Annotated in this window: 22 protein-coding genes; 17 read left to right on the top strand and 5 right to left on the bottom strand. The window is 63.3% G+C overall.

Annotated elements, in window-relative coordinates:
- Positions 1-99 precede the first annotated feature (99 nt).
- The 5 genes from AC1Y2B_RS05710 to AC1Y2B_RS05690 are packed head-to-tail and all read right to left on the bottom strand — an operon-like array spanning position 100 to position 3555.
- Positions 100-1632 carry a hypothetical protein gene (locus AC1Y2B_RS05710; RefSeq protein ID WP_482252099.1) on the bottom strand — a complete coding sequence of 511 codons (1533 nt, stop codon included), beginning with the start codon at positions 1630-1632 and terminating at the stop codon, positions 100-102.
- Entirely contained in the window at positions 1629-2033 is a 405-nt protein-coding gene (locus tag AC1Y2B_RS05705; protein WP_482252098.1) for an ExbD/TolR family protein, read from the bottom strand. The genes AC1Y2B_RS05710 and AC1Y2B_RS05705 overlap by 4 nt, the downstream gene beginning before the upstream one ends.
- Before the next feature lie 13 nt (positions 2034-2046).
- Positions 2047-2469, bottom strand: coding sequence for an ExbD/TolR family protein (locus tag AC1Y2B_RS05700; protein ID WP_482252097.1), 423 nt, complete (start codon positions 2467-2469; stop codon positions 2047-2049).
- Position 2470: 1 nt separating this feature from the next.
- Positions 2471-3091 (bottom strand): MotA/TolQ/ExbB proton channel family protein, encoded by a 621-nt coding sequence (locus AC1Y2B_RS05695; protein WP_482252096.1) that lies wholly within the window; start codon positions 3089-3091, stop codon positions 2471-2473.
- Entirely contained in the window at positions 3091-3555 is a 465-nt protein-coding gene (locus AC1Y2B_RS05690) for a hypothetical protein (RefSeq protein ID WP_482252095.1), read from the bottom strand. The genes AC1Y2B_RS05695 and AC1Y2B_RS05690 overlap by 1 nt, the downstream gene beginning before the upstream one ends.
- Before the next feature lie 419 nt (positions 3556-3974).
- Here AC1Y2B_RS05690 and tssA point away from each other — a divergent pair, with 419 nt between their 5' ends.
- The 17 genes from tssA to icmH all read left to right on the top strand — a co-directional run bounded on the left by tssA (position 3975) and on the right by icmH (position 25479).
- Positions 3975-5027, top strand: coding sequence for a type VI secretion system protein TssA (gene tssA / locus AC1Y2B_RS05685; protein WP_482252094.1), 1053 nt, complete (start codon positions 3975-3977; stop codon positions 5025-5027).
- Between the two features lie 92 nt (positions 5028-5119).
- The gene (gene tssB, locus AC1Y2B_RS05680; RefSeq protein ID WP_482252093.1) at positions 5120-5623 is read left to right on the top strand and encodes a type VI secretion system contractile sheath small subunit; all 504 of its coding nucleotides are present in this window, start codon (positions 5120-5122) and stop codon (positions 5621-5623) included.
- Between the two features lie 3 nt (positions 5624-5626).
- Positions 5627-7120, top strand: a complete 1494-nt coding sequence (gene tssC / locus AC1Y2B_RS05675) for a type VI secretion system contractile sheath large subunit (protein ID WP_482252092.1) — start codon at positions 5627-5629, stop codon at positions 7118-7120.
- Positions 7121-7189: 69 nt separating this feature from the next.
- A complete protein-coding gene (locus AC1Y2B_RS05670; protein ID WP_482252091.1) occupies positions 7190-7699 on the top strand; it encodes an Hcp family type VI secretion system effector in 510 nt (169 codons plus the stop codon).
- A gap of 76 nt (positions 7700-7775) precedes the next feature.
- Positions 7776-8585, top strand: a complete 810-nt coding sequence (locus tag AC1Y2B_RS05665; RefSeq protein WP_482252182.1) for a type VI secretion system accessory protein TagJ — start codon at positions 7776-7778, stop codon at positions 8583-8585.
- A gap of 7 nt (positions 8586-8592) precedes the next feature.
- Positions 8593-9090: a type VI secretion system baseplate subunit TssE gene (tssE, locus tag AC1Y2B_RS05660; protein WP_482252090.1), complete on the top strand. Its 498-nt coding sequence runs from the start codon at positions 8593-8595 to the stop codon at positions 9088-9090.
- Entirely contained in the window at positions 9090-10970 is a 1881-nt protein-coding gene (gene tssF, locus AC1Y2B_RS05655; RefSeq protein WP_482252089.1) for a type VI secretion system baseplate subunit TssF, read from the top strand. Before tssE ends, tssF begins: the two co-directional genes overlap by 1 nt.
- Positions 10934-11998: a type VI secretion system baseplate subunit TssG gene (tssG, locus tag AC1Y2B_RS05650; RefSeq protein WP_482252088.1), complete on the top strand. Its 1065-nt coding sequence runs from the start codon at positions 10934-10936 to the stop codon at positions 11996-11998. The genes tssF and tssG overlap by 37 nt, the downstream gene beginning before the upstream one ends.
- Positions 11995-14718 (top strand): type VI secretion system ATPase TssH, encoded by a 2724-nt coding sequence (gene tssH, locus AC1Y2B_RS05645; protein WP_482252087.1) that lies wholly within the window; start codon positions 11995-11997, stop codon positions 14716-14718. Before tssG ends, tssH begins: the two co-directional genes overlap by 4 nt.
- A gap of 31 nt (positions 14719-14749) precedes the next feature.
- Complete coding sequence (locus AC1Y2B_RS05640) at positions 14750-15967, top strand: hypothetical protein (RefSeq protein ID WP_482252086.1); 1218 nt, start codon at positions 14750-14752, stop codon at positions 15965-15967.
- A 55-nt stretch (positions 15968-16022) separates the two neighbouring features.
- Complete coding sequence (locus tag AC1Y2B_RS05635; RefSeq protein WP_482252085.1) at positions 16023-17729, top strand: type VI secretion system contractile sheath domain-containing protein; 1707 nt, start codon at positions 16023-16025, stop codon at positions 17727-17729.
- Positions 17730-17897: 168 nt separating this feature from the next.
- Entirely contained in the window at positions 17898-20012 is a 2115-nt protein-coding gene (locus AC1Y2B_RS05630; protein WP_482252084.1) for a type VI secretion system Vgr family protein, read from the top strand.
- A 13-nt stretch (positions 20013-20025) separates the two neighbouring features.
- The gene (locus AC1Y2B_RS05625) at positions 20026-20628 is read left to right on the top strand and encodes a DUF6931 family protein (protein ID WP_482252083.1); all 603 of its coding nucleotides are present in this window, start codon (positions 20026-20028) and stop codon (positions 20626-20628) included.
- A gap of 2 nt (positions 20629-20630) precedes the next feature.
- Positions 20631-20918 carry a PAAR domain-containing protein gene (locus tag AC1Y2B_RS05620; protein WP_482252082.1) on the top strand — a complete coding sequence of 96 codons (288 nt, stop codon included), beginning with the start codon at positions 20631-20633 and terminating at the stop codon, positions 20916-20918.
- A 9-nt stretch (positions 20919-20927) separates the two neighbouring features.
- The gene (gene tagH / locus AC1Y2B_RS05615) at positions 20928-22652 is read left to right on the top strand and encodes a type VI secretion system-associated FHA domain protein TagH (protein ID WP_482252081.1); all 1725 of its coding nucleotides are present in this window, start codon (positions 20928-20930) and stop codon (positions 22650-22652) included.
- Between the two features lie 25 nt (positions 22653-22677).
- Positions 22678-24018: a type VI secretion system baseplate subunit TssK gene (gene tssK, locus AC1Y2B_RS05610; protein ID WP_482252080.1), complete on the top strand. Its 1341-nt coding sequence runs from the start codon at positions 22678-22680 to the stop codon at positions 24016-24018.
- An 18-nt stretch (positions 24019-24036) separates the two neighbouring features.
- Positions 24037-25479, top strand: coding sequence for a type IVB secretion system protein IcmH/DotU (gene icmH, locus AC1Y2B_RS05605; protein ID WP_482252079.1), 1443 nt, complete (start codon positions 24037-24039; stop codon positions 25477-25479).

Genomic DNA, 25479 nt, shown 5'->3' with positions numbered 1-25479 from the left:
ATAGGGTGAGGGGCGGGCGGAAATCCGTTTGTTGCGGATTTCCACGAAGGACACCCAGACTTGGGCCGGGGCGGAGGGCGGGCTTGTGCGGCCGCAGGCCTACTGCGCCTTGGTCGAGACCATGAAATAAACCCATTCGCCCTTGAACGCCGGATCCTTGGCCCGGGCCGCAGCCACCTTGGTCTTCAGCCAGTCCAGATAGGGTCCCGCCGGCTCTGACATCGGTCGCAGCCCGTCATAAAGCGGGGCAGAGGCGGCGAACGCGGCGGCGATTTCCTGACCATAGGGCGGGCCGATCGTGATGGACAGTGCGGGCTGGTTGCCCTGTTTCTTGCCGACAAAGAAGGTGGACTTGGCAGGCCGCGATATCAGCGGCACCTGATCGTTGGGGATCAGGTGGATCACATTGCCATCGGCATCGAAGAAATCGACATAGACGAAGGCGTCATAATCCGGCGCGGCCAGTTGCAGCTCCATCCGCTGGCCCTTGACGTAAGCGAAGGTGCGGGCCTGCGCGTCGGGGCCGATCAGCCGGGGATTGGTCAACTGGTCCTGACTTTGCGGCAGGCCGACATCGGCAATCCCGGTCAAAGCGCCGCATTGCGGGCGGGGCAGGATCATCAGGGCATCATCCACCGTGATGCCGCTGCCCAGTTGAGCCTGCAGCGCGGCGAGGATCGGGGCCTTCATGGCCGGATCGGGCACATGGCCGCGCAGCTTCAGACTGCCGGTCGCGGGGTCGAACTCGGCCTGCAGACGCGAGCAGGGGGCGGCGTTCAGGATGGCCGAAAGGCCGTCATGCACCGCATCGGCCTGGGCCGCGGTGTCACCGGGCCGCATGAACGAGGCGATGGCTTTCAAGGATACCGGGTCCAGCGCGCCGCCGGCCCCACTCCACGCCAGCGTGGCGGTCATGTGCTGGCCGGTGGCCGGGGCGGCGGCGACGGTTTGCGCCTTGGGGGCCACAGCCGCGGCGCTTTCGCCGGCGTTTTGGGCTGCGGCGAGGGGGGTGGCGGAGGGTGTCGCGGGCGCGGTGGGCGCGAGTGTCGGGGTGAAGGCGGCTATGGGCGTGGCGGTTGCCGTCAGGGCCTGAACGGGCGGAGGTGGGGCCAGGGCGGCCAAGGCTGTTGCGGGCGGCGCGGCAGCCGTGATCGGCTGCGGGGCGGGCGCGCTGGCGGCGACGGTTTGTCCGGGCGGCGCTTCGGCTTTGACCGGTGCAGGGGCAGCGCCCTGGACCGCAGCAGGGGCCTGTGGCGCGGCTGGCTTGATCGGGGCCGGAGGGGCGGCTTGGGGTGCGGCAGGGGCAGCGGCCGTGTCCGCCTTGGCCACGGCAAGCGGCAGGGCGGCGGGCTGGGCCTTGCTTTCTTTGACCGTGCCTTGGGCTGCGGCAGCGCCCGAAGCCGAGGCGGCAGCGGCCCTTTCGCCCTTGGCGGCCTGCGGCTTGACTTCCGATTGCTGGACGGCTTGGGTTTCGATGTGAATTTCGGATCTTGGCTGTGGCTGATCCTGCACCGGCCCGGGCTGCAGCAGTGTCACGATCAGAACTGCCACGCCAAGATGCGCCGCCACCGACAGCACTAGGCCCGCGCCGTAGCCTGACCAAGCGGTACCGGGCGCTTCGCTGAGGCTCATTTCACCCCCGGTGAGACGATGATGGCGACATCCTTGGCCCCGGCATCTTCCAGCCGGTTCACAAGGCCGAGGATGATCCGCAAGGGGGTACTGCGATCGGAATTGATGCGGATCAGGGCGTTGGGGGTGATGGCCAGGCGCTGCCGGATCGTGGCGGGCAAGGCTTCGGGCGTCAGGGGCGCGCCGTCGAGGGCCAGGGCACCGTCGGGGCTGACCGACAGGGTCAATCCGCCGCCGGGCAGGTCCTTGCCGGTTTCGCCATGCGGCGGCAGGACCGCGAAGGGGGCGGTGGCGTCAAGGCGGCCGACCATCATGAAGAAGATCAGCAGAAAGAAGGTGACGTCGATCAGCGCCACCACGGACTCGCGTTCGGTCTTGGGCGGCGGGCGGCGCAGTTTCATGGTTGGTGCCCGATCATGGCTGGGCCTCGATCCGGATCACCTTGACGCGGGTGGCGCCGGCGGCGGTGACGCAGTCCATCAGGGTGATCAGGCTTTGCAGATCGGCAGCCCCCGAAGGGAAGAGGACGACCGGGGTCAGCGGATCGGCGGTGATGCGGGTGTGGATCAGGCTGGACAGGTCCGCCAGGGTCAGGACCTTGCCCGCGATCTGCACCTGACCTTGGGCATTGATGCGGATCATCAGGGTGGTGGAGGCGCCCGTGCCGGTCGCCGCCGCCGGGGCGTTCTGCGACTTTTGCAGGGCGGGGACCATGTCAAGGTTGAGGTAGCTGGAGGTGATCATGAAGAAGAACAGCAGGATCATCATCACGTCGATCATCGAGACGACCGACATCGCACTGCGTCGCGGTGGGGGGCGGCGAAGCGTCAGCGCCATGTCATGACCTGTGGCTGAGCGCGAGCAGCCGGCCCACTGCACTTTCGATCCGCAGGGCGGCGGTCTCCACCCGGCCCGCCAGCAGATTGGCTGCGACGGCGGCGGGGATGGCCACGATCAGGCCGCCGGCGGTGGTGATCAGCGCCTCCCAGATGCCGCCCGCCAGAACCGAGGCGTTGGCTGAGCCTTGCGCGGCCGACAGGTCCTGAAAGCTTTTGATCATCCCCAGAACCGTGCCCAGCAGGCCCAGCAAGGGCGAGATCATCGAAATCAGGTCCAGCAGGCGCAGCCAAGAGGACATGGTGGCGACCTCCTCATTGCCGCGGCGGGTGGTTTCGGCTTCGACCGCGGGCAGCGGCAGGCCGGCGGCAAGGCCCTGCATGGCGATCACCAGCACGCGGTCGGCAGGGGCGCGGCCGGTGGCGGCGGCGCTGATGGCGGCATCGCGGTTGCCGGCAAGGAAGCTGTCAATGGCAGCATCGCGCGCAGTGCTGCCGCCGGTGGCAGGCAAAAGCTGCAGGACCTTGGCCACGATCAGCATCAGGCTGCCCACCGACAGGCACAGCAGGATCATGATCACCGGCCAGCTGGCGGCGGGGATCTGCGCCAGAACGCCGCCCATCATTCCACCAAGGGGGCGGAGGTGCGGCTTTTCAACTCGATCAGCGGGAAACAGTCGGTCTGCGCGCCATTCTGCGGCTTGCAGACCGGGATGTCATGCAGCAGCACCTGACTGATATCGGTGCAGGCGATCTGCGGAATCTCGAACAGCTTCAGGGTGGTGCGGGCGACGGGCAGGGGGGCCGCGTCGATCGACAGCAGGCGGTCGATCACGCTGTCCTTGTTGAAGATCGCCAGAGACATCTGGAAGCCTTCAAAACTGGTTCCGGTATCATTCTTGAACAGGAAATACGCCCTGCAACCGCCGCCGGAGATGTCTTCGAATTTGTTCAACTCTACCGCCAGCTTGCCGCCCGTCACCGGCGTTTCCGCAGCGACCGGCAGCGTCACCGTCAGGGCAAGACCCGCCGCCACGATGCCACGGACCATGGCGGACGCCGCCCGCGCGAAACGCCTTGAACGCATCCCCTCACCCTCCCAGGTTGTGGTGCCCTTGCGTCACCATGCCGCGAAGTGAACGCCTGCGTCCTGATTCCGTCAACTAAAGATTGGCTCTGAACCCTTCGGTGTGGGCGCGCGCGCACCCGCACGGCCGCGGGCGGCAAAAGCAACGGATATTTGACGGAACTTTCACGGCGCATTGACGCAAACCCCGGCTAAACCTGCGTCTTGCAAGGAAAATGGTGAGATTTCTACGAGACGATTGACAGAAGGGGACGTCCTGTCGTCATAGTGTCGAAAGTGTTCTCTCCTCTGCTTTGGGGGAGGTTGAAGCGATTTCGTGCCAGTCAACCGGCGATGGACCCAGCGCCAGACCCCGGGCGTCTTTTGCGGCGCTGGACAATGAATTGAGAGCGCGGCGCGAACCGGCTCGGGAGGCCTGAATGGATTTGGACGCGCTTCTGGCCGCCCGCGACAGCGACGGCGCAAGCGGGGAAGATCTGGAATACGATTTCGACTTCATGGAGCTGCAGCGTGTTGCAGCCCCGGGGGAAGAGCGTCAGGCCGGCAATGAAATCATCGCGGGCGAAGAGCCGGATTTTCGCGATGTCGAAAGCCGTGCGCTGGCCGTGCTGGAGCGCAGCCACGACATCCGGGCGGCGGTCATTCTGGCCGATGCGCGGTTGAACACCCGGGGCTTGACCGGCTTTGCCGAGGCCGTGACCTACATCCGCCGCTGTCTGGAAGAGTGGTGGGCGACCTGCCATCCGATCCTGGACGCCGATGACGACGATGACCCCACGATGCGGGTCAATGCAGTACGCGGGCTGGCGGGTGCGCGCACGACGTTGCGCTATCTGCGCCGCACGCCTTTGACCCAAAGCCGCACCTTTGGCCGTCTGAACCTGCTCAATATCCAGCAAGGCTATGGCGAAGTGCCCTTGGCCGAGGGGCAATCGGCGGAATACGACCGTTCGGCCGTCAACGCGGCCTTTGCCGACACCGCGCCAGAGGTTCTGGCGGCCACGCTGGCGGCGGCGCGCCAGGTGTTGTCCGATCTGAAGACGATTGACAGGATCATCGGGGCCAAAGCCTCGGGCGTCGACTTCTCGATTGATGAGACGATCAAGCTGGCGCAGGTGATGGTGCGCCACGTCGGGGACCATGTGGCCGGCGAACCGCCTGCTGCAGAGGCCCCGGCAGAGGCTGGGCCTGATACAGAGGGTGGCGCCGGCAGCCCTGCCGTGGCGGCGCCGCGTCGCGCCGGTGGCGGTGGCGCCGTGTCCGGCGCGGTCGAGACGGCCAATGATGCCCGCGCGGCCCTGGACCGCGTCATCGAGTATTTCAAGCGCTTCGAACCCTCCAGTCCGGTGCCGATCATTCTGGAACGGGCCAAGCGGCTGGTCGGCGCCGACTTCATGGCGATCATGAAGGACATGGCACCACAGGGCCTCGACAATGTCAGAATGATCGGTGGGTTGCCGGACGACGATTAAGCTACCCGCCTTTGATCGACCAAGACTCCGCCACGTTACCGTCTTTACCCCGATAAACTCAGAACCCAGAACCCCACATCAAGGAGCGTTTCATGAGCACCAGTTCGCAGAAATTCATCGCGCGGAACCGGGCGCCCCGGGTCCAGATCGAATATGATGTCGAGCTTTACGGCGCCGAAAAGAAGGTGCAACTGCCCTTCGTGATGGGCGTCATGTCCGACCTGTCCGGCAAGTCCGAAGAGCCGCTGCCGGCCGTGGCCGACCGCAAGTTCCTTGAAATCGACGTCGACAACTTTGACGACCGGATGAAGTCGATGAAGCCGCGCGCCGCCTTCTCGGTGCCCAACACCTTGACGGGCAAGGGCAATCTGGCCGTCGACATCACCTTTGAATCGATGGACGATTTCAGCCCCGCTGCCATCGCCAAAAAGGTGGAACCACTGCGCAAGCTGCTGGAGGCGCGGACCCAGTTGTCGAACCTGATGACCTACATGGATGGCAAGACTGGCGCCGAGGAGCTGATCAGTCAGGTGATGAAGGACCCAAGCTTGCTGAAATCGCTGGCAGCCGCCCCCAAAGGCGAAGCGGAGGAGTGACCCATGGCTGAAGCTTCCCAAACCGGCGCACAGGCCGGGGTACAGACGACCGAACTGTCGGACTTCTCCTCGCTTTTGAACAAGGAGTTCCGGCCGAAGTCGGATGCGGCGAAATCGGCCGTGGAAAGCGCCGTCAAGACGCTGGCCGAACAGGCCCTGGCGAACACTGCGCTGATTTCCGATGACGCTTTGAAGTCGATCCAGGGCATGATCGCCGAGATCGACAAGAAGCTGACCGAGCAGATCAATCAGGTCCTGCACCACCCGGATTTTCAGGCGCTGGAAAGTGCCTGGCGCGGGTTGCACTATCTGGTGAACAACACCGAAACGGACGAGAACCTGAAGATCCGGGTCATGAACATCTCCAAGAAGGACATGTCCAAGACGCTGCGCAAGTTCAAGGGAACGGCGTGGGACCAGTCGCCGATCTTCAAGAAGCTCTATGAAGAAGAATTCGGCCAACTGGGCGGCCAGCCTTACGGCACGCTCGTGGCGGATTACTACTTTGACCATTCGCCGCCGGATGTGGAACTGCTGGGCGAAATGGCCAAGATTGCCGCCGCAGCCCATGCGCCGCTGATCACCGGGGCACAGCCGACGCTGTTCCAGATGGACAGCTGGACGGAACTGGCCAACCCGCGCGACCTGACCAAGATCTTCCAGACGCCGGAATATGCGGCCTGGACGTCTTTGCGCGAAAGCGAGGATTCCAAGTATATCGGTCTGGCGATGCCGCGCTTCCTGGGCCGCCTGCCCTATGGCTCCAAGACCGACCCTGTCGAGGCTTTTGCCTTCGAGGAAGAGGTCGACGGCACCGATCACAACGCCTATGGCTGGGTGAATGCGGCTTACGGGATGGCGGTGAACATCAACCGCAGCTTCAAGGAGTACGGTTGGTGCAGCCGGATCCGGGGCGTGGAATCCGGTGGTGCGGTGCAGAACCTGCCCTCGCACACCTTCCCGTCCGACGATGGTGGCATCGACCAGAAATGCCCGACCGAAATCGCGATTTCCGACCGTCGCGAGGCTGAACTGGCCAAGAACGGCATGATGCCGCTGATCCACCGCAAGAACACCGACGTGGCGGCCTTCATCGGCGCGCAATCGTTGCACAAACCGGCCGAATACGACGACCCGGATGCAACGGCCAACGCCAACCTTGCCGCCCGTCTGCCCTATCTTTTCGCCACCTGCCGCTTCGCCCACTATCTGAAGTGCATGGTCCGCGACAAGGTTGGCTCGTTCAAGAGCCGCACTGCCATGCAGTCCTGGCTGCAGGATTGGATCAACAACTACGTTGATTTCAATGCCGAAATCTCCAGTGAAGGCGAAAAGGCCCGCAAGCCTTTGGCCGCTGCCGAAGTTGTCGTCGAAGAGGTTGAAGGCAACCCCGGCTACTATTCGTCCAAATTCTTCCTGCGCCCGCACTACCAGCTGGAAGGCCTGTCGATATCGCTTCGCCTTGTCTCCAAGCTGCCGTCCGAGAAGGGCGGCTGATCCCCCGCGTCTCAAGCGTGCGAGAAATTAACCCTGCCTCTAGGCAACAAACTAGGAAGGACCTGAAAAATGCCCGCAACATTATTCGTCAAGATCGACCCGCTCAAGGAATTCACCGGCGACGCAGTTGAAAAGAACCACATTGACTGGATCGTGGTGGATTCGGTCGAATTCGGTCTGGAACGCCATCAATCCGACGCGGAAGGCGGCACCGTGACGCGCGGTTTCGGCAAGGCCGTGTTCAACGACGTGACCTTCTCTTCGGAACTGGGGCGTCATTCGATCAAGCTGATGTTCCAGGTCGCCGGCGGCAAGCGTCTGAAAGAAATCACGATTCACCAGTGCAAGGCCAACGAGGACGACAATACCGCGCTGGAGCCCTATGTGATCTGGACCCTCAAGGACAGCCAAGTCGGCACCTACAACATCACCTCCGGTTCGGAAGAAATTCCCAAGGAAAGCTGGAGCGTCCGGGCCTCGGAAATCCAGATCGACTACCTTTATCCGGAAGGTGGCAAGGGCAAGCTGAAGAAATACGCCGAGTTCAAGTGGAACATCGGCGTCGGGTCCATGTCCTGATCCTGAAGATCTTCGTTTCGGCGCCGGGGCCTGTCCCGGTGCCGAAACGGCCCATTTTTGCTGGAGCGCTTGCATGATGACGCCCGAAGACCATTTGAAAGCCGGCAATCCGGCGGGTGCCCTGGAAGCGCTGTCGGCTTTGGTCAAGGCCAAGCCCGGCGATGCCAAGTTGCGGATCTTCCTGTTTCAGCTTCTGTGTGTGCTGGGCCAATGGGATCGCGCGATCCGCCAGTTGAAGGTCTGTGGCGAGGTGTCGCCTGCCGCCCTGCAGATGGCGCAGGCCTACCGCGAGGCAATCATCTGCGAGGTGTACCGGGAAAAAGTCTTCGCGGGCACCAAGGCCCCTTTGGTGTTTGGCGAGCCGCAGGAATGGCTGGCCCTGCTGATGGAGGCGCAGAAGCTTCTGGCCAGCGGCCAGCCGGAAGCCGCCGCAGAACTGCGCGCCAAGGCGTTTGACGCAGCCCCTGCGACCTCGGGCGAGCTGGATGGCCAGCGCTTTGCCTGGATCGCCGATGCCGACATGCGTCTTGGCCCGGTGCTGGAGGCGATTGTGAACGGCCGGTATTTCTGGCTGCCGTTCAACCAGATCCGCCAGATCACCTTCGATCCGCCGACCGACCTGCGCGACGCGGTCTGGACGGCGGCGAACCTGACCTTGGCGAACGAGGGGCAGGTCGTGGCCTTCATTCCGACGCGTTATCCCTATTCGGGCCAGACGGGCGATCCGGCGGAAAAGCTGTCCCGCGCTACCCGCTGGACCGACGCCGGGGCCGAGACTTTCACCGGACTTGGCCAAAGGCTTTTGTCGACCGATCAGGGGGATGTGGCGCTGCTGGATGCGCGGCTGATCCGGTTCGACACTCTCCCGTCCGGCGCGGCGGCATAGGTGCGTCATGGCGGACAAGATGATGTCCGAGCGGCTGCAACCCTCGCTTCTGGATCGGCTGACCGATGATGATCCTACCATTGGCACCGAAAGCCGCGATGCGCGGGTGATCGACATCCGCCGCCTGCGCGACATTGTGCAGCGCGATCTGTCGTGGCTTTTGAACACCAACAACGGCGAGACCTGGCTGGATGCCGCCCGCTATCCGCTGGCCGCGAAATCGGTGATCAACTACGGCGTGCGCGAGGTGGCGGGGGACTTTTCCTCGAAAGAGCGGGTGCAGCTGATCCGCAAATCCATCGCCGCGGCGATTGAAAACTACGAGTCGCGCATCCGCAAGGGCTCGGCCCATGTCGAGATCCGCACAGACAATGTCTCCCGTCAGACGGTGATCAACTTCGACATCCGGGCCGACATGTGGGCCGAGCCTATTCCGATCCAGTTGTACCTGCGCACTTCGGTCGATGTGACGACCGGTGAAGTTTCGCTGGAAAGGACCGCCTGATGGATACCCGGCTTCTGGCGCATTACGAAAGCGAACTGGCCTTCCTGCGCGACATGGGGGCGGAATTCGCCTCGGCCTATCCCAAGATTGCGGCGCGGTTGGGGATGGAAGGCATGGAGGTGCTGGACCCCTATGTCGAGCGCCTGCTGGAGGGCACGGCCTTCCTGTCGGCCCGCGTGCAACTGGCGCTGGAGATGCAGTTTCCCGCCTTCACCTCGAACCTGCTGGAAATCGTCTATCCCCATTTTCTGGCCCCGACGCCCTCGATGATGATCGTCGGGCTGGAGCCGGATCTGGGCAATGCCGGGGTCAAGGAAGGCTACCTTCTGAAACGCGGCGCAAGGTTGCGCTCACGTCAGATTGACGGCGAACAGACGGCCTGCATCTTCCGCACCGCCGCCGATGTGACCCTGTGGCCGGTGGAGGTGGCGGAGGTTGAGTATATCGACAGCCGTGGCGGTCTGGTCGCCGCCGGTGTCAGCCGCGACACGCCAGCCCGCGCCGGCATTCGACTGCGATTGCGCAGGAAGGACGGCGGCAAGATCAGCGCCTTGCCGATGAACGCGCTGACCCTGCATCTGACCGGACAAGCCGCCGAGCCCTGGACCCTGCACGAGGCGCTTTGCACCCGTGTCACCGGCATGGTGGGACGGTCCACCGACCGCCGGGCCGATTGGACGCAAGCCTTGCCGGGGGCCAAAAGCCTGCCCAAAGGGTTTGCGCGAGAGGAGGCCCTGTTGCCGACCCCGCGTCGGTCCTTTGACGGCTACCGCCTGCTGCAGGAATATTTCGCCATGCCGGAACGGTTCCACTTTGTGGAACTGTCTGGCATGCGCCCGGCCTTGGCCCGGGCCGAGGGGGCGGATGTCGACCTGTACCTTCTGTTGGCCGAGGCTTTGCCGGACAACGGCGCCTGTGTGCGCAAGGAAGCCTTCGTGATCAACGCCGTGCCCGCCATCAACCTGTTCGAGCGCGCCTTTGACCGCATCCACCTGACCACCTCTGACACCGAGCAATATGTGACGCCGAACCGCACCGCGCCCCTCGATTACGAGATCTTCTCGATCTCACGCGTGACCGGCAATTCGTCGAAGACCAATGAAGAGACCGAGTTCCGGCCGTTCTATTCGGCCTCTGACATCACCTCGGCGGGGGAAAGCCATCCGGCCTATTACACGATCCACCGCCGGATGCGGCAGCGCAACGAAAAGGAACGGCTGCGCGGGGTGCGGACCTCTTACCTTGGGTCAGAGGTTTATCTGAGCCTGGTGGACAGCAAACAGGCCCCCTATGCTGCGGATCTGACACAGCTTTCGGTCACGGGCCTGTGCACCAACCGCGATCTGCCGCTGCTGCTGTCCACCGCAGGCCGCGACGCGTTTCACCTGCCGGATGGCGGCCCGGTCCTGTCGGTGACCTGCATCGTCTCACCCACCCGCCCGCGCCCGACCATTGCGCAGGGCGAAACCGCGTGGCGGCTGATCAGCCATTTGTCGCTGAATTACCTGTCGATCACCGACCGTGAGGGCAGCCAAAGCGGCGCCGAGGCCTTGCGCGAATTGGTCGGGCTTTACGCCCCCTCGGGGGACCGGGTGATTGCCAAGCAGATGGAGGGCATGCGTGGCGTGGCAACACGGCCCATCGTGCGGCGCATGACGGATGAGGTTTTGTCTACCGCCGTCAGAGGGTTGGAGATCAAGATCGACTTTGACGAAAGCTTTTTCGACGGCTCTGGCGTCTATGTGCTGGCTTCCGTGCTGGAGCGGTTCTTCCGCAAATATGTGACGATCAACTCGTTTACCGAGACGGTGCTTACAACCCAACAACGCGGAGAGATCACAAGGTGGCGACCGGAAGCGGGCTTGGGCCGGATGATCTGACGCATTACGCGCAGCTTCAGGCCGATCCGACGAAATACCATCTGTTTCAAGCGCTTCGGGTGATCGAGGCGCAGCATGGTGACATGCCGCGTCTGGGCACCTCGCGCCGGGCGTCGCAGGACCCGGTGCGCTTGGGGCAGGAAGCGGAACTGGCCTTTCCCACCTCGACCATCGCCGATTTCAAGGTGGAGGGCGGGCGCGGCGTGCTGACCAATCGCGCCTTTGGCCTGTTCGGTCCGATGGGTCCCTTGCCCCTGCACCTGACCGAATACGCCCGCGAACGGCGGCGCAATTTCCGGGATACCACCTTCATCGCCTTCGCCAATACCTTCACCCACCGTCTGATGAGCCTGTTTTACCGGGCCTGGGCGGCGGGCCAGCCCGCGCCCAGCTTCGATCGCCCCGAACAGGACCCGTTTGAACGCAAGGTGGCGGCGATCTCGGGCTATTACGGCAAGGGTTTGGCCCGGCGCGACCTGATGCCCGACATGGCCAAGCGTTATTTCGCGGGCCATCTGGCATCGGGCACCAAGACGGCCGAGGGGTTGGTGTCGCTGTTGCAAAGCTTCTTTGATGCCGAGGTGCATCTGCAGCAATTTGTGGGAAGCTGGCTTGACCTTGAACCTGATGACCGTTGGCAGTTGGGCAAGCCCGCGGGTCTGGGGCAAGGCACTTCGATCGGCACCCGCGTCTGGTCGCGGGCGGCGAAGTTCCGCATTCTGGTGGGTCCGTTGAGCCTTGCCGAATACCGCCGCTTCCTGCCCGGACAAGGCGCTTTGGAGCGGCTGGAGGCCATTGTGCGCAACTTTGTCGGCGATGCGCTGGACTGGGATGTGAACGTGATCCTGCGTGCCGCCGAAGTGCCCCGGATGGCGCTTGGCGGGGCCAATGCCGCCCTTGGCCAGACGACCTGGGTCGGCATCCGCCGCGCCTCGGGGCGCGATGCCAATGATCTGTATCTGTCGCCGCCCCACGCGCTGCGCCGTCAGCGCCCCCTTGCCCCCCTCAAGACTGGAGCCCACAAATGAGCGAAATCAGCCGCGTCGCCCTGTTCGGCAAGTTGAACCGTCTGGCCTATCAGGCCGTGGAAGGGGCCACCGTCTTCTGCAAGCTGCGGGGCAACCCTTATGTCGAACTGGTGCATTGGCTGCATCAAATCCTGCAGAACCCAAACAGCGACCTGCACCGCCTGGCCGAATACTACAAGCTGGACCCGGCCAAGTTGGTGGCCGATATGCAGCGCGCGTTGGACGCCTTGCCGCGTGGTGCCTCGTCCATTCAGGACCTGTCGGAACATCTGGAGGATGCCACGGAACGTGGCTGGGTCTGGGGGTCTTTGCTGTTTTCGGCGAGCCAGGTGCGAACGGGGTATCTGATCCTTGGCATCGTCAAGACGCCTGCCCTGCGCAATATCCTGTTCGCGATCTCGCCCGAGTTCAAGAAGATCAAGCCGGATGATCTGGCCGAGAATTTCGCCGCCGCCGTGAACGGCAGCCCGGAAGAGGGGCAGGGCGCGACGGATGGGTCGCATGTGGGCTCGGGTGCGCCCGGCGAGGACTCCGGGGCGATGGCGCCTGCCGCGATGGGCAAAGAGGAGGCGCTGAAGAAATTCACCACCGACCTGACGCAGCAGGCGCGGGATGGGAAGATGGACCCGATCGTCGGGCGGGATGAGGAAATTCGCCAGGTTGTCGATATTCTGATGCGGCGTCGGCAGAACAACCCGATCCTGACGGGCGAGGCTGGCGTCGGTAAAACGGCGGTCGTGGAAGGCTTTGCGCTGCGGATTGCACGGGGCGACGTGCCCCCGGCGTTGAAGGATGCGCGGATTCTGGCGCTGGATGTGGGGCTGTTGCAAGCCGGCGCCTCGATGAAGGGGGAATTCGAGAACCGCCTGAAGTCGGTGATTGAGGAGGTTCAGGCTTCGACCACGCCGATCATCATGTTCATTGACGAGACGCATACCTTGGTCGGGGCAGGGGGCGCGGCTGGCACGGGCGATGCGGCGAACCTGCTGAAACCGGCTTTGGCGCGTGGCACCTTGCGGACCATTGGGGCCACGACCTGGGCCGAGTACAAGAAGCATATCGAGAAAGACCCGGCCCTGACCCGGCGTTTCCAGACGGTCGTGGTGGAAGAACCATCGCCCACCAAAGCCATCCTGATGATGCGCGGGATCGCCTCGATGCTGGAAAAACACCACCGCGTGCAGGTGCTGGACGAGGCGATTGCGGCGGCGGTGAACCTGTCAGCCCGCTATATCCCGGCCCGCCAGTTGCCGGATAAATCCGTGTCCGTGCTGGACACCGCCTGTGCCCGCGTGGCCGTGTCGCAACACGCGGTGCCGGCGGAAGTGGACGACAGCCGCCGCCGGATCGAGGCCTTGGACACCGAACTTGGCATCATCTCACGCGATGAAACCGCAGGCTATGATGTCACCGAACGCCGCGCAGCCATCACGGGCATCAAGGCCGAAGAAGAAAAGCGGTTGGAGGGGCTGACCGCCCGCTGGGACGCGGAAAAGGTGATCGTGGAGGCGATCCTTGACCTGCGCGCCAAGCTGCGTGAGGGCGGGGCACCGGTCGACACTAAACCAGCGGCTGCGACCGGGTCGGAGGCTGCGGCGCCGGAGGGGAACTCACCGCTGACGGACGAGCAGCGGGCGGAGTTGACCACGCAACTGCGGGCGAAGAATGCGGAACTGACAGCGCTGCAAGGCGAACACCCGCTGATCCTGCCGATTGTCGATGCCTTGGCCGTGGGCACTGTGGTCGGCGACTGGACGGGCATTCCGGTGGGACGGATGCTGAAGGATGAACTGCAAACCGTGATCGACCTGGCCGAGCACCTTGGAAAGCGGGTCATCGGGCAGGATCATGCGATGAAGATGATCGCCAAGCGCATCCAGACCTCTCGTGCGGGGTTGGATAACCCATCAAAGCCGATTGGCGTGTTCATGCTGGCGGGCACCTCGGGTGTCGGGAAGACGGAAACGGCCTTGGCGCTGGCCGAGGTGATGTATGGCGGCGAGCAGAACGTCATCACCATCAACATGAGCGAATATCAAGAGGCGCATACCGTAAGCTCGCTGAAAGGCGCCCCTCCGGGCTATGTGGGCTACGGGGAGGGCGGCGTCTTGACCGAGGCGGTGCGGCGCAAGCCTTACTCGGTCGTCTTGCTGGACGAGGTTGAAAAAGCCCACCCCGACGTGCATGAAATCTTCTTCCAGGTCTTCGACAAGGGCGTGATGGAGGATGGCGAGGGCCGCTCGATCGACTTTCGCAACTGCATGATCCTGCTGACCACCAACGCGGGCACCGAAAAGATCATGGACCTCTGCGCCGATCCGGACCTGATGCCGGAACCCGAAGCCATCGCCAAGGAACTGCGCGAGCCGTTGCTGAAGATCTTCCCGCCCGCGCTGCTGGGCCGTCTGGTGGTGATCCCCTATTATCCGCTGTCACCCGAGATGATCGGCAAGATCACCCGCCTGCAGTTGAACCGCATCAAGAAGCGCGTCATGGCAGCACACGGCGTGCCCTTCGACTACACCGATGCGGTGGTGGACCAGATCGTCAGCCGCTGTGCTGAAGTGGAGTCCGGCGGCCGGATGATCGACGCCATCGTGACCAACACCATGCTGCCCGACATCTCGGGCGAGTTCCTGCGCCGGATGATTGCGGGCGGAGCGGTGAATCGCGTGGCGATTGACGTGAAGGACGGCGCCTTCACCTACAGTTTTGATTGAGACGGGACAGACAACGGGGACAATTTTCAACATGGCGAAGAAGAAGACAACGACACGCAAATTCTACATCGTCGATCTGGTGCGCTACAAACCGAAGACGAAATACCTGACCATTGATCCGACCCGCGTCGATATCGAAATCGACGTCACAACGACGGGGATCTTCACGGCCGACGAGGTGCCTTCGGCGGCGATGGACCGGCTGGAAAAAGCGGCCCGTGATGCGCTGGACGTCTATGAGACCACCATCGCCTCGGAGGTGGAGCGGCTTGAGAAGAAGATCTCTGATCTGGTCGACAGCGGTGATCCTACCTTGGTGAAGGATGCCGAGGCCTTGGCCCAAGGCGTCAACGTCTCGATCAAGAATGCCCTGGCCTCGGCCGAGGGTGCGGCCAAGAAGGCAGTGGAAGACCGTCTTGCCAAGGAAAAGCAGGGCGACAAGAACCTGAAAGAGGCGCAGTTCAAGCTGGGCTTCAAGATCGGTGTCGGCGTGGTGCGCATTGTGGGCAACATCGGCACGCTGGTCGCATCCTCGGGCGGTGACCTGCATGCCTATTATGCCATCGCCAAGTCCTGCTACACGATCGGCAAGGAAATCTACGAATACAACAAGGGCGAGGTGAAGCTGCGCAAAGAGTTGGAAAGTGCCATTCAGGCCTTCCTGGACCTGCGTGGCACAGTGATCCAGCAGGCGGCGCAGCGCCAGAAACTCGACACGTCGGGCCTGTCCTTGTCAAAGCCTGTTGATGCGATGAAAGAGATTCTGACCCGCGTGCAGACGGCGGGAGAAGAGGTGCTGAATGGCCGCAACGCCAAGCAGGTTTTCCTTGAGGTGATGGATTTCACCGTCAAGGGCATCAAATCGCAGTTGAACGACGTGGACACCGCCCGCAAAGCCTATCGTGAGCATGTGACCAAGACGCGCAAGAAGGTGGACGATCTGTCCGTTGCAGCTGACAAGCTGGTCAAGGGCATGAAGGCCGCGGCGAGCCTGAAGGATGGCGTCAAGATCGGGGCCAAGGCCATGGCGGCCAAGCGCGGCGTGTCGGAAATGGCCAAGAAGCTGGACGAGCGCGAAAAGCACCTTGACGATGTGAACGAGCTTTTGAAGGGCAACGGTCTGACGATTGATGACCGCACCGCCCTGCAAAAGATCAGGGCGCTCGATATCTCGACCATTCTGTCGGAGGGCAAGGAGCTCTCCGACGCGCTGAGCGAGGTCAAGGACATGCTCGAAGTCTTCATCTGAAGGTTGCATCGGGTGGGCGGGCGACCGCTCACCCTCGACACGGCAAGGAGTGAACATGGCTGGCACATCTTTTTCTCTGAACTTCGGCGCAATGGGCGCATCCCCCTTGGATGCCGCCAAACCGGCGCGTTTTCGCATGGCCATCATGGGTGACTTTTCCGGCCGGGCGGCGCGCGGCGAGGTGGAGATTGGCGCGGATCTGGCAGCGCGTCGGCCGATCAAGCTGGATGTCGACACGTTGGACAAAGTGATCAAGGGCTTTGCCACCGAACTGGTCCTGCCGATCGGCAAGGATGGCGCGGGGATCGAGGTGTCGCTGGCGTCGGTCGACGATCTGCACCCGGATGAGCTGTTCGGCAATGTCGAGATGTTTGCTGAACTGGTGGCGCTGAAACGGCGGCTGGCCACCGGTGCCACTGCCAAAGGTGCGGCGAACGATCTGAAGGCCTGGGGGGAAGAGTTTGGCCGCAAGGTTGCCCCTCCGGCACGGAAATCGGCGGGCAATGCGGTGCCGTCCGATCGCAAGCTGACCGATTTCGCCAAGCTGGTCGGGGGCACGGCGGCGCGCAAGGCCGAGGCGTCCTCGGCCGATGATCTGTTGCAGCGCATCGTGGGGCCCTATGTGCAGGCGTTGCCCGATCCCAACGCGGCGGCCTTGAAAGAGGCGGCCGAACAGGGTTTGGCGGGTGCCATGCGGCTGGTGTTGCACCATCCGGAGTTCCAGTCGGTTGAAGCGCAGTGGCGCATGCTGGACTTGATCACCCGCAATGTGGAAACCGATCAGAAGCTTGATCTGGTGGTTTACGATATCTCAGCTGAAGAACTGGCGGCGGATCTTGCGGCGCAGGAAGATCTGGCGGAGTCGGGCTTTTGTCAGCTGTTGACCGAAGGCACGCCGGACGGGCGCGGGCCGTTTTCGGCTGTCTGCGGGCTGTATACGTTCGAGGAAACCCCGACCCATGCCGAACTGGTGGGCCGCATCGCGCAGGTGGCGGCCCATGTCCGCACCGCCTTCTTCGCCGCCATCACGCCCAGTTTTCTGGACACCGACCTCAAGGATCGCCATCTCTTGGTGGCCGAAGCTTGGGACGCGCTGCGGGCGATGCCCGAGGCGGGGTATGTCGGCCTTGTTTCGCCGCGTTTCCTGCTGCGCAGTCCCTACGGCGCGAAATCTGACCCGATCTATGAATTTGATTTCGAGGAGTTCACCGAAAGCGAAGGTCTTTCAGGCATGCTGTGGGCCAATCCGGTCGCCCTTGTTGCCATCCTGCTGGCGCGCAGTTTCCGCAAGAACGGACCCTCGATGGGGTTGGGGTCGGTCATGTCGCTGGGCGGCATGCCCTACCATTTCGTCAAGGACCGCCACGGCGATCAGGTGGCCTTGCCCTGCACCGAGCGCAACCTGAGCCAAGCCAAGACGCAAGCCACCCTTGCGCGCGGCTATATGCCGGTGATCTCGGTCAAGGGGCGCGACGAGGTGCGGCTGGGCTCGTTTCAGGCGCTGAGCGGTGAGACGATCCTGGGCTTCTGGTCCGACGTGCCGCCGCCCAAACCCAAGGCCGTGGCTGAACGAGGACCCTTGGCCGCGGCCTCTGAGGAGACCGAACCCCCCGCGGCCGACAGCACCGATGCCGATCTTGACGCCCTGTTGGCCAGCTTTGGCGACGATTTCGGCTCCAGCGAAACGCCGGACGAAGCAGCCCCGGCCGAGGCCGCCGATGAGATGGACGCCGATCTGGCCGCCCTTCTGGCAAGCCTTTGATCATGCGCGCCGGCAAGCAACCAGATCGCGTCACGACGGGGTGGAATTTGGCCGATTTCGACAAAAGACATACGTCGCGGCCAATATCGGTGTATTACCGTGGCAAGAGTTCGACGCCATTTTGTCGAGGGGCAGGGGCACGCCGGTCCGAGCGGAGGTTGAACGACAATGCCTGTCATTCTTAATGAAATCGTCATATCCGACCCCTTCATCCAGTTGACGGGCGAGGGCGGCAACGACCTGTTGTGCCTTGGCGCAAGGGTGCGCGAAAAGCTGTCGACCAACACCGAAACCCGGCTGGAGGTGGTGGCAACCGTCACCGACTTTGACCCCAAGTCGATCCTTGGCAAAAGGATCAACCTCAAGACGCTGCAGGGCTTCAAATGCTCGGGTCTGGTGATCTCGGTCGAGGATGTCGGCCTGCGCAATGGCATCGACGTCTATGCCATCGAACTGCGGCCTTGGCTTTGGCTGTCGACGCTGGCCGAGGACAATCGGGTCTTCCAGAACATGACGGCGCTGGAGGTGATCGGCAAGGTCTTCGACAAGATGGGCATCACCGCCTTTGAAAGCAAAGTCAAAGGCACCCCCGATCAGCGCGAATATTGCGTGCAATACAACGAGACCAACTTTGCCTTTCTCAGCCGCCTGATGGAGGAAGAGGGGATCTATTATTATTTCGACTACTCCGGCCCGACCGAAAAGCTGATCCTTGCCAATGACGGCAGCGCCCATGAGGACGAGGGGGAAATTCCCTTCACCCAAGCTAACATCCTTGAAAAGGTTCGCGCCGATGCCGACACCATTTTCGAATGGTCCGAAGTGGGCAAGGTGGTGACGGGCAAGGTGTCGATCTGGGATTATGATTTCAAGCTGCCCAATGCCAGCCTTCTGGCCACCAAGGCTTCAACCAAGGTGGGCAGTCACAGCTACAATTCCATCGAGCGCTACCAGTCGGGCGCGCATTACAAGACCGCAGAGAAGGGCGAGAATTTCCACGCGGCCAATGTGGCCGAGGCACATGCCACGGGCTTTGCCCGCTCGCGCGGGTTGTGCAACACCGAAAAGGTGCGGACTGGGGTCACTTTCACCCTGAAATACCCCGACCGGCCCGAGTTCGAGGGGCGCTATCTGGTGCTGTCCTCGACCCACTACATGCGCTTTGACGACAAGCCCGAAGGCACCGAGATGCAGCGCCTGAACCGCGCGGCAGAGCGGATCGAGTTCCCCGAACTGATGGCGCTTTATGACGCCGAGTTCGAGGTGCAGCCTGCGCCCACTCCTTTCCGCCCCCACCGGGAAACCGATTGGCCCGAGGTGCCCAGCCTCTTGACCGCCATCGTCACAGGGCCCGCGGGGGACGAGATCCACACCGACGAATTCGGCCGCATCAAGGTGCAGTTCTACTGGGACCGCCTTGGCAAGGGCGATGACACCTCGTCGTGCTGGGTGCGCACGGTCATGCCGTGGACGGGCAAGGAATGGGGCTTCATGGCGGTTCCGCGCATCGGGATGGAAGTGATCATCCAGTTCGAACGTGGCAACATCGACCGGCCGATCTGCACCGGCATGGTCTATAATGGCGTCAACAAGCCGCCTTATCCCCTGCCGGACCAGATGAACAAGATGGGCTGGCGCACCAACTCCACCAAGGGGGGCGGCGGCTTTCATGAACTGACGATGGATGACACCAAGGGAAGCGAGAACATCTTCTTCCAGTCCGAAGGCGAGTTGAAGCAGATCGTCAAGAACAATGCCGAGATCACCATCGGGATGGAGAAGAAGAAAGACGGCAACCTGACCCAGACGATCTACAACAACTTCACCGAGACGGTCAAAATGGGGGACGTCACCCAGATCGTCGAGAAAGGCAACCGGATCACCAAGGTCAAGACCGACGACACCACGACCGTCGAAGGCAAGTCGGCCACCACGATCACCGGTGACACCTCGACCGAGATCAAGCAGGGCAACCTGTCCGAGAAGGTCGCCATGGGCAACATGGCCACGGAAGTGTCGATGGGCAATCACGACACTCAGGTCAAGATGGGCAACATCACCGTCAAGGCCGCCCTTGGCATGATCCAGATGGAGGCGATGCAGTCGATTGAACTGAAGGTTGGCCAAAGCTCGATCAAGATTGATCAGATGGGTGTCACGATCAATGGCGCCATGATGGTTTCAATCGAGGCCAAGTTGATGGCCGAACTTAAATCCCTGATGACCACGGTCAAGGCCGACGCCATCTTGATGGTGAACGGCAAACTTACGATGATCAATTGAGGGAGGGGATAAAATGAGCGACCGTTTCTCCGACCTCGTGAAAATCCCGCGGCAGCCGGCGGCGCGGCTTCTGGCCAATGCCAATGCCGAGTTGGAAACGGCGTTGGCCGCCCCCGCCTCGGCCTCGGTGGAAGTGGTGCTGCGCGAATTGGACCAGAAGGGCGCGCTGGTTGACATCCTGCGGCTGTTTTCGGTTGCCTTGCCGGCGCGCGAAAGGGTCTGGTGGGCCTGTTTGGCCGCGCGCGATCTTTTGCCCAGTGGCGCCAAAGTGCCGCCGCCTTTGGCCGCCTCGGAGGCTTGGGTCTTCAAGCCGACCGAAGAAAACCGCGCCACGGCGCATCACGCGCTGCAACATGCCAGCATGAAGGATGAAACCAAGCATTGCGCGATGGCCGTGCAGTTTCACGATGGAACCCTTGGTCCCGGTGATCTGGCGCAGCATGCCGCCCCGCCCGGCGGCGCCGAAGTGTCGGCCTTCGCGATGATCATCGTGGCGATTGCCAAGTCCGGCAAGTCGCTGGAGGTGGCGGCTGGCGTGATGATCGAGCGGGCGCTGGACATTGCCCGCGGCGGGTCGGGCCGGGTCGAGCCGCATCTGTCCAGGGAAGGAGCCTGATCATGCCGCCCGCCGCCCGCATCGGTGACATGCATGTCTGCCCGCTGGTCACGGTTCTGGTGCCCCATGTCGGCGGCCCCATTGCGTTGGGCTGTTTCACGGTGCTGACCGGGATGATCCCGCAGGCGCAGATCGGCAGCATGTGCGTCTGCATCGGCCCGCCGGATGCCATCGCCATGGGGTCGACCTCGGTCCTGGTGGGCGGGATGCCTGCCGCGCGGCTGGGCGATCCGACCGCGCATGGCGGTGCCGTGGTGCTGGGCCTGCCAACGGTGCTGATCGGGGGATGAGGAGGTAAGATGGCGGTGACGTTGCGGTTTCAGTCTTCGGGTGCGGTGCCGGGTGATGGCCATCCCATCGTCATGCGCGGCCCCAGCCTGACCATCGGGCGCGGGCCTGAGAACGACGTGGTCCTGCCCGATCCCGATCGCATGATCTCCAAGACGCATTGCGTGGTGGAAAATCACAACGGCAGCGTCGTGGTGGTGGATTTTTCGACCAATGGCACCTTTCTGAACTATGGCAAGATCGCCCTTGGCCGCACGGCGACACCGCTCAACGATGGCGATGTGCTGATCATGGGCGGCTATGAACTGGTGGTGCAGATCACCTCTGCCGCCAGCTATGCCGAGCCTTTGGCGCCCTTGGCCGATGACCGCGCCTCGTTCGGCAATGCGCGGGCGGCGCCGGATCCCTACAAGCTTCTGGACGATGCAGCCCCCGGGGGGGATTTTCTGGACAGTCTGCTGGGGGCGGCCAAGCCCACCGGGCCCAAGCAATTCCGCAAGCAAGAGGAGTTTGTCGAGCTGCTGCCCCCCTTGGGCGACGATGGCCCCTTGCTGGGACCTGCCCCTGAAATGCCTTCGCAGCCGGCGATGCGCAACCATTCGGCGTCTGTCACCGACAGCTTTGTGCCCGCACAGGCCAAGGTCTCCACCTCGCTGATCCCGGATGACTGGGATGATCTTCTGGCGCCCACGCCGCCCGGCCGGCCTGCGGCCGCGCAGGCCTTGCCGCAGGGGGCTGACCTTTACAGCCACGCGCCTTCGGCCAAGGCGCCTGTCCTGCCCGAGGATGATATCTTCGGCGGCCCGGTCGCTGCCCCAAGATCCGAGGCGAAATCCGCCGCGATCCCGGAAGATGATTTTCTTGCCCCGCCACCGGTGCCACCTGTGGTGCAAGCCGCGCCGGTCGAGGTGACGCCGCCACCTCCTGCGCTGCCCACCCTGCCAGACGCCGATCCTTTCGCGGAGCCTGCGGCCAAGCCCATGGCAGCGTCTGAACCCCTTGCCCCCCCGTTTGACCCGTTCTCGACCGACCCAAACCGCCCGACGCGCAGTGCGGCCGTTCCCGCGCAATCGGCGGTGGTGGAACCGGTCGAGGCGTCACCGCTCCCGCCACCCCCTTTGGTTGGCCCTGTGTCGGGTGCCGACGCCGCCCGCGCCTTTCTGCTTGCGGTCGGGGCCGAGGAGGTGCGCATCACCGACGCCGAATTGCCCGACACCATGGCCCGCCTGGGCCGGACGCTGAAGGCGATGATCACCGGCCTGCGCGAGATTCTGATGACCCGCACCTCGATCAAGTCGGAGTTCCGGATCGAGCAGACCATGGTCAACGTCGGCGGCAACAACCCGTTGAAATTTTCGGTCACCCCCGAACAGGCGATCGAGGCGATGGTGAAACCCACCGCACGCGGTTACCTGCCTGCCGAAGCCGCCGCCGCGCAGGCGCTGGAGGATATCAAGGCGCATGAGATCGCCATGATGACCGGGATGGAAGCGGCGCTGAAAGGGGTTCTGGCCAAGCTGAACCCGGCGACCCTGACCACCAGGATCGAAGCCAAGGGCGGCTTCGGCGGCTTCCTGAAAAACCGCAAGGCGCAGTACTGGGAAACCTACGAGACGATGTATGCCGAAATCAGCGATCAGGCCGAGAACGATTTCCACGAGCTGTTTGCCAAGGAATTCGCTCAAGCCTACCGGGCGCAACTTGCCCGTTTGAAAGAAGCCAAGACCCGAGGCTGAGGCCGAGGGAGCAAGGGAGACGACATTGTCCTGGGACAGCAAGGTATTGTGGACGGAGGGGCTGTTTCTGCAGCCGCACCACTTTCAGCAGGCCGACCGGTATCATGAGGCGCTGATCGCGGGCCTTGCGCGGCGGGTGTCGGCCTATGCCTGGGGGGTTTCGACGCTGGAACTGGACGACGCGGCGCTGAAGGTCGGGCAGATCGCGCTGAAGACGGTGTCGGGGCTGACGCAGGACGGCGCGGTCTTCCGGGTGCCGCAGGCCGACGAGCATCCTCCGGCGCTGGAGGTGCCGCCCAACATCAAGGACTGCGTGGTGATGCTGACCGTGCCGCAACGGCGGCAGGGCGCGCAGGAGGTGGATCTGACCGGGGCGGAACTGTCCGCCAGCCGCCTGCGGCCCGCCGAGGTCGAGGTGACAGACACCATGAGCCTTGACCGCAAGGCCGTGACCCTGGGTGTGGGAAAGATGCGCCTGCAGTTTGCGCTGGCGGTCGATGACATGGCTGACAAGCTGGCCATCCCTATCGCCCGCATCATCGAGGTGCGGCCGGACCGCGAGGTGGTCTTGGACACCGGCTTCATCCCCTCTTGCATGGATGTGCGGGCGGCCTTCCCCTTGGCCTCGTTCCTGCGGGAGCTGGAGGGGTTGCTCAGCCACCGCGTCACCGCGCTGGCTGGCCGCCTGTCGGATGGCGGGGCAACGCGGGGTGTGGCCGAGATTCAGGATTTCCTTTTGCTGATGGTCTGCAACCGCGTCCTGCCGATGATCAAGCACATGGGCACCATCGAAAACGTCCACCCGGTCGATTTCTTTGCCGAAGGCGTGAAGCTGGCCGGCGAACTCGCGACCTTCATGGCGACCGACAAGCGCGCGCCGGAGATTCCGGCCTATCGCCATGATGACCTGAAAGGCACCTTTGCCCCGCTGATCCGGGTGCTGCGGCAATACCTGTCCTCGGTGCTGGAAACCACGGCAGTCTCGATCCCGCTGGAGCCGCGCAAATACGGCATCTCGGTCGGTCTGATCGCCGACCGCAAGCTTTTGACGACGGCGGGCTTCGTGTTGGCGGTCAAGGCCGACATCCCCGACGAGACGGTGCGGCGGCATTTTGCGGGCCAGGTCAAGATCGGCCCGGTTGAAGAAATCAGGCCCCTGGTCAACTCGGCCCTGCCGGGGATTGGTCTGCGCCCCCTGCCGGTGGCGCCACGCCAGATCCCCTACCATGCCGGGGTGGTCTATTTCCAACTGGAAGAAGCCAGCCCCTATTGGGCGAAGATGACCACCTCGGGTGGAATTGCCGTGCATGTGTCGGGCGATTACCCCGGTCTGTCGATGGAACTTTGGGCCATACGCCAAGGCTAAAGCGTTCGGGAGGATGTGATGTCGAACAACGATCCCTTTGCCGAGCCCGATGACAACGAGCGCACGGTGATCCGCCCCAACCCGGGCGGCAAGCGGCCCGTGGCACCCGGTCCTGCGCCGCAGCCGAGCTTTGGCGGGGCAGGGCAGGGCTATGGGTCGCAAGCCTATGGCACGGCAACACCGGCCCCGGCGGCAGAGCCGAGTGGGGCCATGGGGGTGCCTGCTGGTGCGGGGCCGCGCGGCGGACCCGAAGGCACGGCGATTGCGATCACCGGGGTCAACCAGCTGGTGGCGATTGCCACGCCGCTGTTTTCGCTGGTCAGCCGGATCCGCAACCGCGCGCAACACATGGACCCCGAAAAGCTGCGCCAATCCGTGATGGCCGAGGTGCGCGCCTTTGAAAACGCCGCGCTGAAGGCGGGCGAGGATGCGCAAAAGGTCAAGGTTGCACGCTATGCCTTGTGTGCCACACTGGATGACGTGGTCCTGAACACGCCTTGGGGTGAGCAATCCTCGTGGGCGATGCAGTCCATGGTCGGCACCTTCCACCGCGAAACAGTGGGGGGCGACCGGTTCTTTGACCTGCTGGCCCGGCTGGAGCAGGAGCCTGCCACCAACATCGACCTGCTGGAATTCCTGTACATGTGCCTGTCGCTGGGCTTTGAGGGCCGGTTGCGGGTGGAAAACGGCGGGCAGGACCGCCATCTGCAAATCCGCAATTCCCTTGCCCGCATCATCCGCGGCCAGCGCGGAGAGTTTGAGCGGGATCTCTCGCCGCGCTGGAAAGGGGTTGTCCGCCCCTACAGGGTTTTGTCGGTCTGGAAACCGGTCTGGATCGCCGTTGGTGCCACCGCCGCGCTTCTGGCCCTGACCTTCGCGGGGTTCAGCTATCTTCTGGATCAGCGCAGCGGAGCGGTTCTGGCCGAGATTTCGGCGCTCGACACCGGTGTTGCCCCGACGCTGCTGCGCCGCGCGCCGCCACCGCCCCCCCCGCCGCCGCCGCCCAAGCAAGAGGTGGACAAGGTGGCGCAAATCTCCTCGTTCCTCGCCCCGGAAATCAAGGATGGCGTCGTGACGGTTCTGAACAAGGACAACACGATTGTAATCCGGCTGGCGGGCGTCGGCATGTTCGATTCCGGGTCTGACAAGCTGAAGGACAGCTTCCTGCCGATCATCAACCGCGTGGCGCAGGCCCTGAAGGATGAAAAAGGTCATATCGTCGTGGCTGGCCATTCCGACAGCTCTCCGGTCGGCGCGGGCCGCTTCAAGAGCAATGAGGAACTGTCGCAGGCCCGCGCCGATGCCGTGATGAAGATCATCATGCCCGTGGTCGGTGATCCCTCGCGCATCATTGCCGAGGGGCATGGCGACAAAGAACCGATTGCCGACAATGCGACCAAGGATGGCCGCGCCCAAAATCGCCGCATCGAAATTCTGGTGGTGAAGGGCGAGGGAGCATAA

The sequence above is a fragment of the Stagnihabitans sp. genome, assembly GCF_964946895.1.
This window is presented reverse-complemented; position numbering and strand designations above follow the sequence as displayed.